Genomic DNA, 14,326 nt, shown 5'->3' with positions numbered 1-14,326 from the left:
CATCGTCCTGTCACCGGGGCGACGCGGGGGTGGGGCGTCAGACGCCGCCGCGCAGCGCGGAGATCGGCTCGATCGACGCGGCCTTCATCGACGGGTAGAGGCCCGCGAGCAGGCCGATCAGGCCACCGGACATCGCCGCGACGCCCACCATCCGCAGGTCGAGGACGGGCGTCCACTCCGACACGGCGGACACGACGGTCACGACCGCGACGCCGAGCGCCGCGCCCACGAGGCCGCCGAGCATGCCGATGACCACCGACTCGACCATGAACTGGGCCGCGATCTGGCGACGCGTCGCCCCGAGCGCGCGTCGCAGGCCGATCTCCCCGACCCGCTCGAGCACCGACAGCAGCGTCACGTTCGCGATGCCGACGCCACCGATGAGCAGGGCGACCCCGCCGAGGGCCAGGAAGATCGCGTTGATGTCCGCCTGCACGTCCTGGCGCACCGAGGACGTCCCGGCCGGTACCTGGACGTCGAACGTCTCCGGCGCGTGGGGGTCCAGCGCGACGGGGAGCTGCTCGCCGACGACGGGCCCGGCCCCCACGGCCAGGTGCAGGTGCAGCTCCTGCGGCGTGGTCAGCGCGAGGTCGGCGCGTGCGGTGCCGTTCGGCATGATCACCGCGGACAGCAGGTCGGTGCGTCGCACCACGTCGTCGATGATGCCGATCACCTGGTAGGCGCGGTCACCGATGAAGATCGACGGCTGCCGGTCCACGCGGACGACGCCGAGGCGGGCCGCCGCCTTCGCACCCAGCACGACGACGCGGTCGGCACGCTCGTCGTGCCCGCGGTCGAAGTAGCGACCCTGCACGATCCGACCGTCGAGCGCCGCCACGACCCCGGGGCTCGTCGCGAGGACGGCAGGGCTCGTGACCCGGGCCGCGGAGGGGTCGTGGACGGGCACCGCGGTCACCTCGCGCTCGCCCAGGGCGATCTCGGAGACCAGCGCGGCCGCCTGCACGCCGTTGAGACGCTCGGCGCGGTCGGCGGCGTCCCACGGCAGCGTGCCGATCGGGCGCGGCGTGCCACCGAACGGGTCGCTCTCGGCGGGCTGGGCAGCGCCCTGCGTCGCCGCGACGGCGTCGAACTGCTTGTTGATCTGACCGGCGGCCGTCTGCGCGAGGCCCACGGTGACCACGACGGACGCGATCCCCAGGACGGTCCCGAGGATCGTCAGCACGAGCCTGCCGGGTCGTGCGCCGATACCGGCGGCGGCCTCGGCGAGCAGGTCGCTCGCGCCGAAGCGGTCGGTGCGCGGCACGTCCTGCACGACCGTCGTCACGCGATCTCCTGCAGGTGGCCGTCGGCGATCCGGACGCGGCGCTGCGCGCGCGACGAGACGTCCGTCTCGTGCGTGATGACGAGCAGCGTCAGCCCGTCGGCGTGCAGCTCGTCGAAGAGCTCGAGCACGGCGGCGGAGCTCTCCGAGTCCAGGTTGCCCGTGGGCTCGTCCGCGAGCAGCACACGGGGCTGGGACACCACCGCGCGTGCGACGGCGGTGCGCTGGCGCTCACCCCCCGACAGGACCGTGGGCCGGAAGTCGAGGCGGTGCGTCAGGCCGACCCGCGCGAGGGCCTCGACGGCCCGGTCACGACGCTCGGCGCGGGGGACGCCGCTGTAGAGGGTCGCGAGCAGGACGTTCTCCAGCACCGTGCGGTGCGGAAGCAGGTGGAAAGCCTGGAAGACGAAGCCGATGTGCCGGGCGCGCAGCGCGGCCCGCTCACGTTCGCCCGCGCGCGCCGTCGGGACGCCGTCGATGAGGTACTCGCCGTGCGACGGCCGGTCGAGCAGGCCGAGCAGGTTCAGCAGGGTCGACTTGCCGGAACCGGACGGCCCGACGACCGACACGTACTCGCCGGCGTCGACCCGCAGGTCGGCCGGGTACAGCGCGTGCACGGGCGGCTCCCCGGGGAACTCGCGCGCGACCCCGCGCAGCTCCACGACCGGGTGCACCCCGGCGTCCTGCGGTGCGCCCTCCTGCGGTACTCCGAGCAGGTCGAGGACGGTCACGCGTCCTCCTCGGGGGTCTCGTCCGGGTCGGTCCCGGGCTCGGCGGTCTCCTCGTCCGTGGGCGAGACGCCGACGACGACGAGGTCGCCCGCCTCCAGCGGCTCCTCCGACGCGGTGATCTCGACGTACCCCGACGCGGCCAGGCCCGTCGTGACCTCGACGAGGCGGCTCGTCCCGTCACCGGACACCTCGACGCGGCTCTCGCCGCCCGGCCCGGCGGTGAGCGCCGCGAGCGGGACCGCCAGGACCTCGGAGTCGGTGGAGCTGACCGGGACGCGCACGCGCACGTTCGTGCCCTCGAGCGCGGTCAGCTGCTCGGGGGTCAGCTCCCCGACCGTGAACACCACCCTGCGCCGGTCGCTGGTGGCCGGCTTCGCCTCGGTCCCGGCGGCGGCGTCGGCCTCCGTCGCCTCGGCGTCGGTCACCTCGGCCACCGTCACGGGCGCGTCCGTGCCGTCGATGCTGATGACGCCCGCGGTCCCCGGCGTCATCAGCTCGGCGTCGGCGCGCGACGCCGAGGCCGTGATCTGGACGGTGGCGCCCGACACGCTCATGAACTTGCCCTGCACGATGCCGCCGCGCTCGACGGACACCGCGTCCACGCGGCGCGGCAGCGAGGGCAGGTACACGATCTCGGTGGCCGGCAGCGGCGTCAGGGCCGCGGACTGCGCCTCCGTGAGCCGCTCGCGGGCGGCGGTGAGCTGGTCCTTCGCGGCGCGCACGCCCTGACGCTCCGCCGAGGTGTCGGGGGCGACGTCCGCGGCCGCGCGGGCCGCGCGGGCGCTGTGGAGCTCCGCGTCCGCCCTGACGCGCCCGGGGGGCGTGCAGTCGGCGACGGACATCTCCGGTGCGGCCTGCGGGTCCGGCGGTGCCGCCGGCCGCGAGCACTGCTCGGCGAGGTACGCGACCTGCGCCTCGGCGATGCGCACGGCGCCGTCGAGCTCCGCGACGGAGGCGCCGCCGGTCGCACGTGCCGCCGCGGTCAGCGCGGCCTCGGCGCTCGCGACCTGCGCCTGCGCCGCGGTGACGCCCTCCTGTGCGGCCTCCACCGCCTCCTGCGTCTCGGGTCCGCCGGTCGGGGGCTCGTAGCCGACCTTCTGGTACAGCGCCCGGACGCCTGCGGCCGCGGTCGCGTCGTACGTCGCGCCCGCGGGGTCGCCGCCGTCGATGCCGACGGCGCGCAGCGCCGCCTTCAGCTGCTGGACGTCGGGCCCGGAGACCCCGGTGCGCAGCGTCCGGTAGGTCGGCAGGTCGCCCGGCAGCGCGATGACGGGTCGGCCGGTGACCTCGAGGACGACCGCGGCCGCGTCGACCGTCGCCCCCACCTCCTTGACCTGACCGGTCACGACGGCCGGGCCGCCGAGGTCGCCCGTCTCCATCGCGAGGTCCACGGGGTCGTCGTACCCGACGTCGCCGCGCAGGACGACCTCGTTCGCGATGACCCGGCTCTCGACGGGGACGGTGATGGGGCCGGCGGTCGGCGGCGCAGCGTTGGCCGCCGCCTGGCCGGGGGAGATGATCAGCCTGGACAGCAGCAGACCCGCCGCCAGGCAGACGACGGCCACGACGGCCATCGCGACGATCGTGCGGCGGCCGCCGGTGACGCGGGTGCCGGTGCTGCTCATCGTGCCGTCCTCGTCCCGGGGCCGGTCGTCACTTCGCCGGGGTCTTCGCCGCGGCGGCCTCGAGCTGGTCGCCGTACTTCTCCCAGAGGCGCTCCTCGAGCGCGATGACGGCCGCCTGCTGGGCCTTCGCGAAGCCGGTGGACCTGCGGCACTCGTGGTCGGCGGCGGAGAGGGCGAACTCCTTCTCCTTCAGCTCGGCCACGGCCGCCGGGTCGGGTTCGAAGGACGCGGTGGGGTCGATCTCCGCCTCGGGGTCGGCCGGCATCACGGCCTCCCACAGCGCGCTCATCTCGTCGCTGATGCTCTGCTCGGCCTCGTGGGGGGCCGCGAAGTCGTATCCCGCCTCCGCGATGCACTCGCTCCACCTGCCCTGCGCCTCGCTCAGCGAGGGGTCGTCCTCGAGGTTCTCGTACTCGACCTGCATCTCCTCCGTCATGTCCGCGACGGCCGGGTCGTCCCAGATCTGGGCCTGGTTCACCTCGTGCGAGGCGGCGCCCCAGCAGCCCTCCTCCTCCCAGTTCGACTCGATCGGCGCGTCGGGGTCCGCCTCCGGGTCCACCTCGGTCATCGCACCGTAGAGGGCCTCGTTGTAGGCGAGCTGCTCGCTCTCCGACATCGCGGCGACGTACTCCTGGTTCGGGTCGGTGGACGGCTCCTGGCCGCCGCCGAACAGCTCCTCGCCGGTGGTCACCCCGTAGCCGTACTGCTCGACGAACTCCTCGGAGCCCCAGTCCGGGGCGTCGTCGCTCGACATCACGCCGCCGGACGTCGGGTCGACGGGCGTGTACTCGAAGCCCTCCTCGGTCATGCAGGCGGCGATGAGCTCCTCGATCCTGCGCTGGTCGTCCTGGAACTGCTCGTCGTCGAACGAGCCGCCGACCTTCTCGAAGAACGCCGTCACCGGGCCGGTCTCGTCGTCGGACGGGCCCGCCGCGTCGCTCCCGGTGCAGCCCACCAGGACGAGTGCCGCGACGGCTCCGGCAAGGGCGGGCAGGACGGGAGGACGACGCATCGGCGTGCCTTTCGCGGGAGATGATGACCGAGGTCACCGCGCCCTCGACGGGCGTCACCGCGACGATATCGGCGGGATGTGCCCGCCGTGTCCGACTTCGGGATGACCTTTCCGAAAGGTTGGGGTACCCAGGTCGGGTTCCTGGCCCGGCCTCGTCAGTAGCGGATCGCGTCGATGACCTTCACGCGGACGGCGACCGTCGCCGGGATGAGGCCGGCGAGGGCGCCGACCCCCGTCGCGCACGCCATGCCGACGAGCGCCGCGGAGACGGGGAAGGGCGGGCGGTCCTGGAGGGTGCCGAAGAGCACGTCCACGGGGATGTTCTTGACGATCGCCACGGCCAGGACGACACCGACGAGCCCCGCCACCACCGTGGCGACCACGGACTCCATGAGGACGCCGAAGAAGATCCGTCCCGACGTGGCGCCGAACGACCGGCGGATGCCGATCTCGCGGATCCGGTACCGGACGGTCACGAGCGCGATGTTCACCAGGCCGAGCCCGCCGAGCAGCAGCGCGAAGCCGCCGACCCCCAGGGCGACCCAGCGTGCTGCGCCGTCGAGGCCCGATCCCGTGCTGCGGTTGTCCCAGACCTCGACCTGCCAGCCGGGCAGCACGGCGGCGACGTCGCGCCGCAGGCGGGGCCCGAGGTCGTCGGCGGACTCGGGAGGCACCCAGACCTTGAGCTCGGGTGCCTGCTGCCCGCCGCCGGACTCCGGCGCGTACCAGCGGGTCAGCTGGTCGTAGAGCACCATGGCCTGGGGCATCTCGTCCGGCCAGCGGTCGGGCACGACGCCGATCACCCGCGCCCGGACGGGCTCCCGGTCGCCCAGGAGCACGGTCGGCCGTGTCTCGAGCCCGTCGGCGCCCAGCGCCCCGAGGAACGCCTCGTTGACCACGAGCAGCGGCGCGAACGTGTCGCGGTCGGCCTCGGTGAACCACCGGCCCTCGTCGACCTGGACCCGCTGCATGGTGCCGAGGTCGGGGTCGACGGCGCGGACCTCGGTGGGCCGGGTGCCGTCGGGGAAGCGGAACGGCACGCGCAGGTACCAGTCGCGGGTCGCCCACGTGATCCCGTAGCGGTCGAGGGCGCGCAGGTACGTGGCGTCCAGCTCGTCCAGCGGTGCCGCCTGCTCGGTCTGCGCCCAGGCGCTGAGGGTCAGCGTGACCTGGCGGCCCATGTCGCGCTCGGACTGCTCCTGGAAGCCCTGGGTGAGCATCTGGACGGCGGCGGTCACCGCCGTGATGGCGGCGACGGCCACGGCCACGCCGATGAGGGCCAGCAGGACGCGCAGCTTGTGCAGCCGCAGCTCGTCCCAGGCCTCGACGAGCGCGCCGACGAACCCGCTCACGGCCGGACCTCCGCCGGCACCGACGGGCCGAGCTCGGGCACGCCCGCGACCGCGTCCGGCAGGCGCCGGGCGCCGGGCGCCAGCGGCACGTCGCCCACCCACTCGTGCCCCGCACCGGTGAGGTCCACGGGCACCAGCACGCCCTCGGCGAGCCGGTAGTGCCGTTGCGCGCGGGCGGCGACGGCCAGGTCGTGGGTGATGGTCACGAGCGCGGCCCCGGTCATCGAGGCGATCTCGTCGAGCAGGCCCATCACCTCCTGGCCGGTCTCGACGTCGAGGGCACCCGTCGGCTCGTCGGCCAGGATGACGCGCGGGCCGCGCACGAGGGCGCGCGCGATGGCCACGCGCTGCTGCTCGCCGCCGGACAGCTTCTCGGGCATCGTGTCGAGGCGGTCGCCGAGCCCGACCCGGTCGAGCATCTGCTCCGCGATGGACCGCCGGCGCCAGAACTGCTGCCCCGTGGCGTACATCAGCGGTGCGGCCACGTTCTGCAGGGCGGTGCGGCCCGGCAGCAGGTTGAACTGCTGGAAGACGAAACCGAAGTCCCGGCCGCGACGGCGGGTCCGCTCGCGGTTCGACAGGTGGCCGATGGGCACGCCCTCCAGCAGGTACTCCCCGGACGTCGGGGCGTCGAGCAGGCCCAGGATGTTCAGCAGGGTCGACTTCCCGGTCCCCGAGCGGCCGACGACGGCGACGTGCTCGCCCGTGTCGACGCTCAGCGTGACGCCGCGCAGGATCTCCAGGAGCCGGTCGTCGGGCAGCCGCACGGACCGGGTGACCCCGGTGAGCTCGAGCAGGCTCATCCGCCGCACACCATCGGGTCGTACTGCATCGGGTCGCCGCAGTCGACCTCGCCGTCGCCACCGGGGACGGGCACGAACTCGAGGACCTGGTCACCGAGCGCGAGGCCCTCGGTGATCTGCACGACCTCCCCGTCGGTCAGGCCGAGCCCGACCTCCCGTTCCTCGGGCTCGGCGCCCTCGGCGGTCACCACCCAGACGTTCCCGCGCTGCACGGTCCCCTGGACGGCGGTGACGGGGACGACGACGGCGTCGGCCGCGGTGCCGTTGACGATCTCGAGGTCGGCGCCCAGCCCTGGGAACGCGGTGACGTCGCCGGGCAGTGCGCACAGGACCGTGCCCGACGCGGCGGACGCGGGGTCGCCCTCGCCCTCGGCCACGGGGCCGGGCGCGGCCGGTGCCGCCGTGCCGATGCGCAGGCCCGTGCACGTGAACGGTGCGGGGCCGCCCTTGAGCGTCACCTGCGCCTCGGTGGGTGCCCCGACCAGGCGGTACTGCTGGTCGGCCGTCAGTGTCCCGGAGACCGAGAGCGTGCCGGGTGCGACCTGCCCGACCGTGTCACCCACGGAGACGACCTGGTCCTTGAGCGTCGGGAGGCTGAGCGTGCCCGCGACGGGCGCCGTGACCCGCTCCACGACCACCTTCGGCTTCCGCTCGGTGACCGTGGTCTCCCCGGTGTCCGGGTCGGTCTTCGTGATCGGGTCCTGCGGGGTCTCCTGGCGGATCTCGAGCACCGGGGTTCCCGCGTCGACGCGCTGACCGTCGGCCGCCAGCAGCTTCGACACCGTGCCGGCGAGCGTGGCGCGCACGACGACGGACGGGTCCGCGACGACCGCGCCCCGCACGGTGACGGCGTTGGTGATGCTGCCGGTGACGGCCTCGACCGTCGGCTCGACGACCTGCCCGGTGGGCTCGGCGCCGGAGGCCTCGGTGGTCACGTCCGCGCCGGCGAAGGCGATGCGGACGAGCGCGACGGCGATGACGGCCCAGATCACCAGGCGCAGGGTCGGGAAGACGTATCGACGGACCACAGGGGTGCTGCTCCTCGCGACGTGGACGGCGGGCGGCGCGGTGGCGTCGTCACGGGTCCGGTCGGGCTGTCGCCGTCACGGGTGGGGGCGCCGCTGCCGTGCGCGCCGCACGCTACTACGCGATGAGGAGTAGCGGGCCCGGATCGCCGGGTCCCTCCGTTCCGCCACCGCCTCTCACCCGGACGGGCGAACGCGTGGGACGCGAACGGCGGCAGGCGCGCACGTCAGCCCGCCGGCGGACCCGCCACGGCCACGGCGAACGCGGGGGAGCGCAGGCCCCGCGCGGCGAACGCGCGCGCGACGCCCTCGGCGACGGCCTCGACCTCGTCGACGCCGACCAGCGCGATCGCCGACCCGCCGAAGCCCCCGCCCGTCATGCGCGCGCCGAGCGCCCCGGCGGCCCGCGCCGCGTCGACGGCCACGTCGAGCTCGTCGCACGACACCTCGTAGTCGTCCCGCAGCGACGCGTGCGAGGCGTCCATGAGCGGCGCGACCGCACGGACGTCCCCCGCGTCGAGCGCCTCGACGAACGCGGTGACCCGGCCGATCTCCGAGGTCACGTGGCGGACGCGGCGCGCGAGCAGCACGCCGTCCTCGTCGGCGGTGAGCGCCTCGAGCGCCCAGCCGTCGCCGCGCGCGTCGTCGGCCACCTCCCGCAGCGAGGCCACGCCCAGACGGCGCGCGGCCGCCTCGCACGCGGCGCGCCGCTGCGCGTACTCGCCGTCGACGTGCGAGTGCTCGGCGCGGGTGTCGACGACCAGAAGTGCCAGGCCGTGGGCGGCGAGGTCGAAGGGCACGTGGCGCACCGACCCGTCGCGGCAGTCCAGCAGCAGCGCGTTCCCGGCGCGCGCCCGCAGCGACGCGGCCTGGTCCATGCCCCCCGTGGGGGCACCGGCCATCTCGTTCTCGGCGCGCACGCACAGGGTCGCGAGCACGCCGCGGCCCGCGTCGTCGGTCGCCGCGCCCGCGTCGTCGACGCCCCCCGCGAGCCCGAGGCCGTGCAGGGCGTCGAGCGCGACGGCCACCGACGCCTCGAGGGCCGCGGACGAGGACAGGCCGGCCCCGAACGGCACGCACGAGTCGATCGCGACGTCGAACCCGCCCACGTCGTGCCCGGCCGCCCGCAGCGCCCACGCGACCCCGACGACGTACGCCGCCCAGCCGCGCACCGCACCCGGCACGGCCTCGGCGAGCGGGACCTCGCGCACGCCCGACGGCTCCTGCGCCGAGACGAGCCGGACCAGGCCGTCGGTGCGCCGCGCGACGGCCGCGTACGTCCGGTGCGGCAGCGCGATCGGCAGCGCGAGGCCGTCGTTGTAGTCGGTGTGCTCGCCGATGAGGTTGACCCGTCCGGGCGCAGACCACACGCCGTCGGGCGCCGCGCCGAACGTCCCGGTGAACAGGTCGCGGGCGCGCCGCTCACCGTCGGCGCGGTCCCAGGCGTGGGTCCAGGTGGCGCTCGTCATGGGGTGCGGCTCCGTGCTCGTCGGGGTGGGGGTGCGGCGTGCGGGGCCGGCGCTCACGCCAGCTCCTGCAGGCGGCGCGCGATGCGCTCGGGCGTGGTGTCGCTGATCCACGAGGCCATGGCGGACTCCACGCCCGCGAGGTACTTGAGCTTGCCCGGCGCGCGCAGCACCGAGAAGACCTGCAGGTGCAGGCGCGACACGTCCCGGCCCTCGCGTACCGGCGCCTGGTGCCAGCCGCTGATGTAGGGCAGCGGGATCGCGCCGCCGTCGCCGTCGACGAAGAACTGGTCGAGGCGGCGCAGCAGCGTCAGGTACGTCATCGACAGGTCGGCCTTCTCGGCGTCGGTCAGCGCCGGCAGGTCCGGCACGTCCCGGCGCGGTGCCAGGTGCACCTCGACCGGCCAGCGCGCGGCGTAGGGCACGTACGCGACCCAGTGCTCCGACTCCAGCACGACGCGCGTGCCGTGGCGCAGCTCGGCGTCGAGCACGTCGCGCAGCAGCACGCGGCCCGTCCCCGCGTGGTACGCGCGGGCCTGGCGCAGCATCGTCCGCGTCTTCGGCGTCACGTACGGGAAGGCGTAGATCTGCCCGTGCGGGTGGTGCAGCGTGACGCCGATCTCCTTGCCGCGGTTCTCGAAGCAGAACACCTGCTCGACGCCGGGCAGGGTCGACAGCTCGCGCGTGCGGTCCGTCCACGCCTCGACGACCGTGCGCATGCGCCGCGGGCTCACCGTCGCCAGCGAGGCGCTCGGGTCGGACGAGAAGCAGATGACCTCGCAGCGCCCGGTGGCCGGACGGCGCTGCCACAGCACCTCGCCGTCGACCAGCTCGTCCGTGTCCTCGAGGTCCGGCACCGCCAGGAGCGAGGGGAAGCGGTTCTCGAACACCACGACGTCGTAGTCGGTGTCGGGGATCTCGCCGTCCTGGTAGGCCGCGCCCGGCGTGGCGGGGGCCAGCGGGTTCGCGTCGGCCGGCGGCAGGAACGTGCGGTTCATGCGGTGCGCGGCCATGGGGATCCACTCCCCGGTCAGCGGGTCGAGACGCAGCTCAGGGCCGATGACCGGGTGCACGACGCCGTCGGCGTCGACCACGGGCGCGAACCGGTCCGGCAGCGGGCGCGGGTCGTCGAGCCGGCGCGTGGCGGCGCCCGAGACGTACGGCTCGGAGTCGTCGAAGTAGATGAGCTCGCGGCCGTCGGCGAGGCGGGTGGGTGTGCGCCGCACGCGGGCGCGGACGTCGGACGGGATGTCGCTCACTGCGGGTCTCCGGGGGTCGGGCGGGCCAGGACGAGGCGGTCGACGGCTGCGGCGAGGTGGGTGCGCGCGTCGTCGGCCAGGCCGGCGTCGACGACGAGCGTGTCGATCTCGTCGAACCCGCAGATGCGCGCGAGCCCGACGGTGCCCCACTTGGTGTGGTCGGCCAGGACGGTGGTCGCGGCCGCGCACCGCACCAGCGCGCGGTCGGTGGCGGCCTCGGCGAGGTTCGGGGTGGTGGGGCCGTCGGCGTCGAGCCCGTGCACGCCGAGGAAGGTGCGGTCGACGCGCAGGTCCGCCAGCGTCGCGTCGGCGACGGGCCCGACCAGGGCGTCCGACGGCGTGCGGGTCCCGCCCGTGAGGACGACCTCGACGTCGTCGGCGCCGTGCAGCGCGTCCGCCACCCGCAGCCCGTTGGTGACGACGGTGAGCGGGCGCAGCGTCGGGTCGGCGGCGATCATCGTGGCGAGCACCCACGTCGTGGTCCCGGCGGACAGCGCGAGCGCCTGCCCCGGCTCGACGTCGGCGAGGGCGGCGCGGGCGATCGCCGTCTTCTGCGCGGACGACCAGGTGCGTTTGGCCTCGAATCCCGGCTCGTCGGTGGACCGGGAGGGCGTGTCCGGTGCGACCGCGCCGCCGTGCACGCGCCGCACGAGCCCTTCGCGGGCCAGCTCGGCGATGTCGCGGCGGACCGTCATGTCCGAGACGCCCAGCGCCACGACCAGGTCGGCGACCCGAGCCGCTCCGTGGGCGCGGACCTCCGCGAGGATCCGTTCACGTCTCTGGGTCGCCAGCATCCCGACAGTATCCATCATGAACGAACAGAATCCAACAAGAATGGTGTCCGGGACGCACGACGGGACGGACGCGGTGCGAGGAGCACCGCGCCCGCCCCGTCAGGTGCGGACGATCAGGTCGTCAGGAGGCGGAGCAGCTGACCGCCGGCCACGTCCAGTTGCCGCCGTGCTGGACCGTGAAGCCGAACGACGCCGTCTGGCCGTTCGCCAGGGCACCGCTGCCGCTGGGACGCATCGTCATGACGTTGCCGCTGCTGTCCCAGGTGGGCGAGCCGCTCCAGGTCGCGACGATGCGCTGCGGGGAACGGACCGTGACGGTCGAGGTCCAGCTGCTGATGTTGCCGTTGGCGCGGATCGTCACCGTGCCGTTGAACCGGTCGTTCCACTTCTGGCCCTCGGAGTACGTCGCCGTGCAGCTGCCGCTGCCGGTGGGCGGCGGCGTCGTCGTCGGGGTCGGCGTCGGGCTGGTGCTGGGGCCGGGCGTCGGGCTCGTCGAGGGGCCGGGTGTCGGGCTCGTGCTCGGGACCGGCGTGCCGCCGGCGTTGAGCGCGTTGAGCGTGCTCGTGTAGGCCGCCTTCTTGTTGCCCGAGCCGTCGAACAGCAGCGGGGTGCCCGAGGCGCGCCACGAGTCGCTGTCACGCACGCCCCACACCGTGATGCCGGTGCAGCGGGCCACGGAGAGGCAGGCCTGGACGACGCCCTGGTACTGCTGCGCCTGCGAGGAGCCGGAGCCCTCGATGTCGAGCTCGGTGATCTGCACGTCCACGCCGAGCGCGGCGAAGTTCCGCAGCGTCACGTCGTAGTTCGACGGCACCGGGTTGCCCGAGTTGAAGTGCGCCTGGAAGCCGACGCAGTCGATCGGCACGCCGCGCGCCTTGAAGTCCTTGACCATGTTGTAGACGCCCTGCGTCTTGGCGTGGGACCAGTTGTCGGTGTTGTAGTCGTTGTAGCAGAGCTTGGCGGCGGGGTCCGCGGCGCGGGCGGCGCGGAAGGCCGCCTCGATCCAGTCGCTGCCGGTGCGCTGCAGGTTCGAGTCGCGGCGGCCGCCGGAGTTCCCGTCGGCGAACGCCTCGTTGACGACGTCCCAGGCGTAGATCTTGCCGCGGTAGTACGACGCGACCTGCGTGACGTGGTCGAGCATGGCGGTGCGGAGTGCGGAGCCCTCCATCGTCCGCATCCACTCCGGCTGCTGCGAGTGCCAGGACAGCGCGTGGCCACGGACCTGCTTGCCGTTCTGGCGGGCCCAGTTGACGATGCGGTCGCCCGAGGACCAGTTGAACTGGCCGCGGTTGGGCTGCATCGCGTCCATCTTCATCTCGTTCTCGGCCGTGATCATGTTGAACTCACGGTTCGCGATGTTCGTGTAGGTCCCGTCGTTCAGCCGGCTGGCCGCGATCGCGGTGCCGAAGTAGCGGCCCGACTCGGCCGCGGCCGCCTGGAGCGTGCTGCCTGCTGCCGCGGCCGGAACGGCCAGTGCGACGGCCAGTGCGGCCACGGCGACGGCGCCGACCGCGCCGACGCGTGCGCGCCGGTGACGTGTGATCGTCATCGATCCCTCCTCAGGGGTGCTCGCCGGAACAACCGGCAGCACACCGTCCTCCACGGCGAGGTTTAACGTCAACGCGAGATGTCGTATTCGCGTGGTTTCGACGATCTCGTAATCGTTTAAGCACTCTGTCGTGGTGTGGACGGGGGGATTTGTATCGTTAAAGGACTCTCATGCCGTGACCTGGGTCACAGTCGCCATCCCCGACGCGCTCATGTCGACCTGTCGCGGCGCGAAAGTTGCGGGACTCAGCGGGTGACCGGCGAGAGGTCGAGCGGGCGCCCGGCCAGGTTGCGCGGGCGCGCGGCGAGGGAGCGTGCCACCGCCCGCAGCGCGACCGCGCCCGGCGACCCGGGTGCGGACAGCACCACCGGGGTGCCGCCGTCGCCCGCCTCGCGCAGCTCCACGTCGAGGGGCACCTGGCCCAGCAGGGGGACCTCGGCGCCGGTCAGGCGCGAGAGGTTGTCCGCCACGCGACGGCCGCCGCCCGCCCCGAACAGCTCGAGGCGCGAGCCGTCCGGCTGCACCAGCCACGCCATGTTCTCGACGACGCCGACCACGCGCTGGCGCGTCTGCACCGCCACGGCTCCCGCACGCTCCGCGACCTCCGCCGCCGCCACCTGCGGCGTCGTGACCACGACGATCTCCGAGCCCGGGAGCAGCTGCGCCACCGAGATGGCGATGTCGCCCGTGCCCGGCGGCAGGTCGAGCAGCAGCACGTCCAGGTCGCCCCAGAACACGTCGGCCAGGAACTGCTGGAGCGCGCGGTGCAGCATCGGCCCCCGCCACACGACGGGCTGCCCGGCGGGCACGAACATGCCGATCGACACGACCTTCACGTCGTGCGCGACGGGCGGCAGCAGCATGTCGTCGACCTTGGTCGGCGGCCGGTCCACACCGAGCATGCGGGGGATCGAGAAGCCGTAGATGTCGGCGTCGACGACGCCCACGCGCAGCCCGTCGGCCGCCATGGCCACCGCGAGGTTCGCGGTCACGGACGACTTGCCGACACCGCCCTTCCCGGACGCGACCGCGATCACCTTGGTCAGCGAGCCCGGCTGGGCGAACGGGATCTGCGGCTCGGCGTCCGTGCCGCGCAGCAGCGTGCGCAGGCCGGCGCGCTGCTCGGCCGACATGACCCCGAGGTCCACGCGCACGCCCACGACGCCGTCGAGCGGTGCGACCGCTGCCGTCACGTCCCGCGTCAGCGTCTCCTTCAGCGGGCAGCCAGGCGTCGTCAGGTCGAGCCCGACGACGACGAACGCACCACCGTCGCGCGGCTCGACGTCGACCGAGCGGATCATCCCGAGCTCCGTGACCGGGCGGCGGATCTCGGGGTCCTGCACGCCGGACAGTGCCGCGCGGACGGCCTCGATCAGCGGGTCGGCGGGCGTGGAGGCGTCGAGTGGTGGCACCGCACCATCGTAGGTC

Annotated in this window: 12 protein-coding genes; all 12 read right to left on the bottom strand. The window is 74.2% G+C overall.

The genetic code is table 11. The annotated features are described in order from the left end of the window. Window positions 1-37: 37 nt before the first annotated feature. Window positions 38-1,285 (bottom strand): ABC transporter permease, encoded by a 1,248-nt coding sequence (locus NP075_RS13035; protein WP_227565599.1) that lies wholly within the window; start codon window positions 1,283-1,285, stop codon window positions 38-40. Next, complete coding sequence (locus tag NP075_RS13030) at window positions 1,282-2,013, bottom strand: ABC transporter ATP-binding protein (protein WP_227565598.1); 732 nt, start codon at window positions 2,011-2,013, stop codon at window positions 1,282-1,284. The genes NP075_RS13035 and NP075_RS13030 overlap by 4 nt, the downstream gene beginning before the upstream one ends. Next, entirely contained in the window at window positions 2,010-3,638 is a 1,629-nt protein-coding gene (locus tag NP075_RS13025; protein WP_227565597.1) for an RND family efflux transporter, read from the bottom strand. Before NP075_RS13025 ends, NP075_RS13030 begins: the two co-directional genes overlap by 4 nt. Before the next feature lie 28 nt (window positions 3,639-3,666). Beyond that, window positions 3,667-4,650, bottom strand: coding sequence for a hypothetical protein (locus tag NP075_RS13020; RefSeq protein WP_227565596.1), 984 nt, complete (start codon window positions 4,648-4,650; stop codon window positions 3,667-3,669). Between the two features lie 155 nt (window positions 4,651-4,805). Next, on the bottom strand, window positions 4,806-6,002 hold the full coding sequence (locus NP075_RS13015; protein WP_227565595.1) for an ABC transporter permease: 1,197 nt from the start codon (window positions 6,000-6,002) through the stop codon (window positions 4,806-4,808). After that, window positions 5,999-6,805 carry an ABC transporter ATP-binding protein gene (locus tag NP075_RS13010; RefSeq protein ID WP_227565594.1) on the bottom strand — a complete coding sequence of 269 codons (807 nt, stop codon included), beginning with the start codon at window positions 6,803-6,805 and terminating at the stop codon, window positions 5,999-6,001. The genes NP075_RS13015 and NP075_RS13010 overlap by 4 nt, the downstream gene beginning before the upstream one ends. Beyond that, the gene (locus NP075_RS13005; RefSeq protein WP_227565593.1) at window positions 6,802-7,833 is read right to left on the bottom strand and encodes a permuted SH3 domain-containing protein; all 1,032 of its coding nucleotides are present in this window, start codon (window positions 7,831-7,833) and stop codon (window positions 6,802-6,804) included. The genes NP075_RS13010 and NP075_RS13005 overlap by 4 nt, the downstream gene beginning before the upstream one ends. Window positions 7,834-8,057: 224 nt before the next feature. Next, a complete protein-coding gene (gene galK / locus NP075_RS13000) occupies window positions 8,058-9,299 on the bottom strand; it encodes a galactokinase (RefSeq protein WP_227565616.1) in 1,242 nt (413 codons plus the stop codon). 53 nt (window positions 9,300-9,352) lie between these two features. Continuing rightward, complete coding sequence (galT, locus tag NP075_RS12995; RefSeq protein ID WP_227565615.1) at window positions 9,353-10,546, bottom strand: galactose-1-phosphate uridylyltransferase; 1,194 nt, start codon at window positions 10,544-10,546, stop codon at window positions 9,353-9,355. Between the two features lie 5 nt (window positions 10,547-10,551). After that, window positions 10,552-11,349 carry a DeoR/GlpR family DNA-binding transcription regulator gene (locus tag NP075_RS12990; protein ID WP_227565592.1) on the bottom strand — a complete coding sequence of 266 codons (798 nt, stop codon included), beginning with the start codon at window positions 11,347-11,349 and terminating at the stop codon, window positions 10,552-10,554. 121 nt (window positions 11,350-11,470) lie between these two features. Then, the gene (locus tag NP075_RS12985) at window positions 11,471-12,898 is read right to left on the bottom strand and encodes a glycoside hydrolase family 10 protein (protein WP_227565591.1); all 1,428 of its coding nucleotides are present in this window, start codon (window positions 12,896-12,898) and stop codon (window positions 11,471-11,473) included. Between the two features lie 245 nt (window positions 12,899-13,143). Continuing rightward, window positions 13,144-14,310, bottom strand: coding sequence for an Mrp/NBP35 family ATP-binding protein (locus tag NP075_RS12980; protein ID WP_227565590.1), 1,167 nt, complete (start codon window positions 14,308-14,310; stop codon window positions 13,144-13,146). Between the last annotated feature and the right edge of the window lie 16 nt (window positions 14,311-14,326).

It is taken from the genome of Cellulomonas wangsupingiae (assembly GCF_024508275.1).
GTDB lineage: Bacteria > Actinomycetota > Actinomycetes > Actinomycetales > Cellulomonadaceae > Cellulomonas > Cellulomonas wangsupingiae.
Note: the sequence above shows the minus strand (reverse complement) of the source record. Positions and strands in the feature narration are given on the sequence as shown.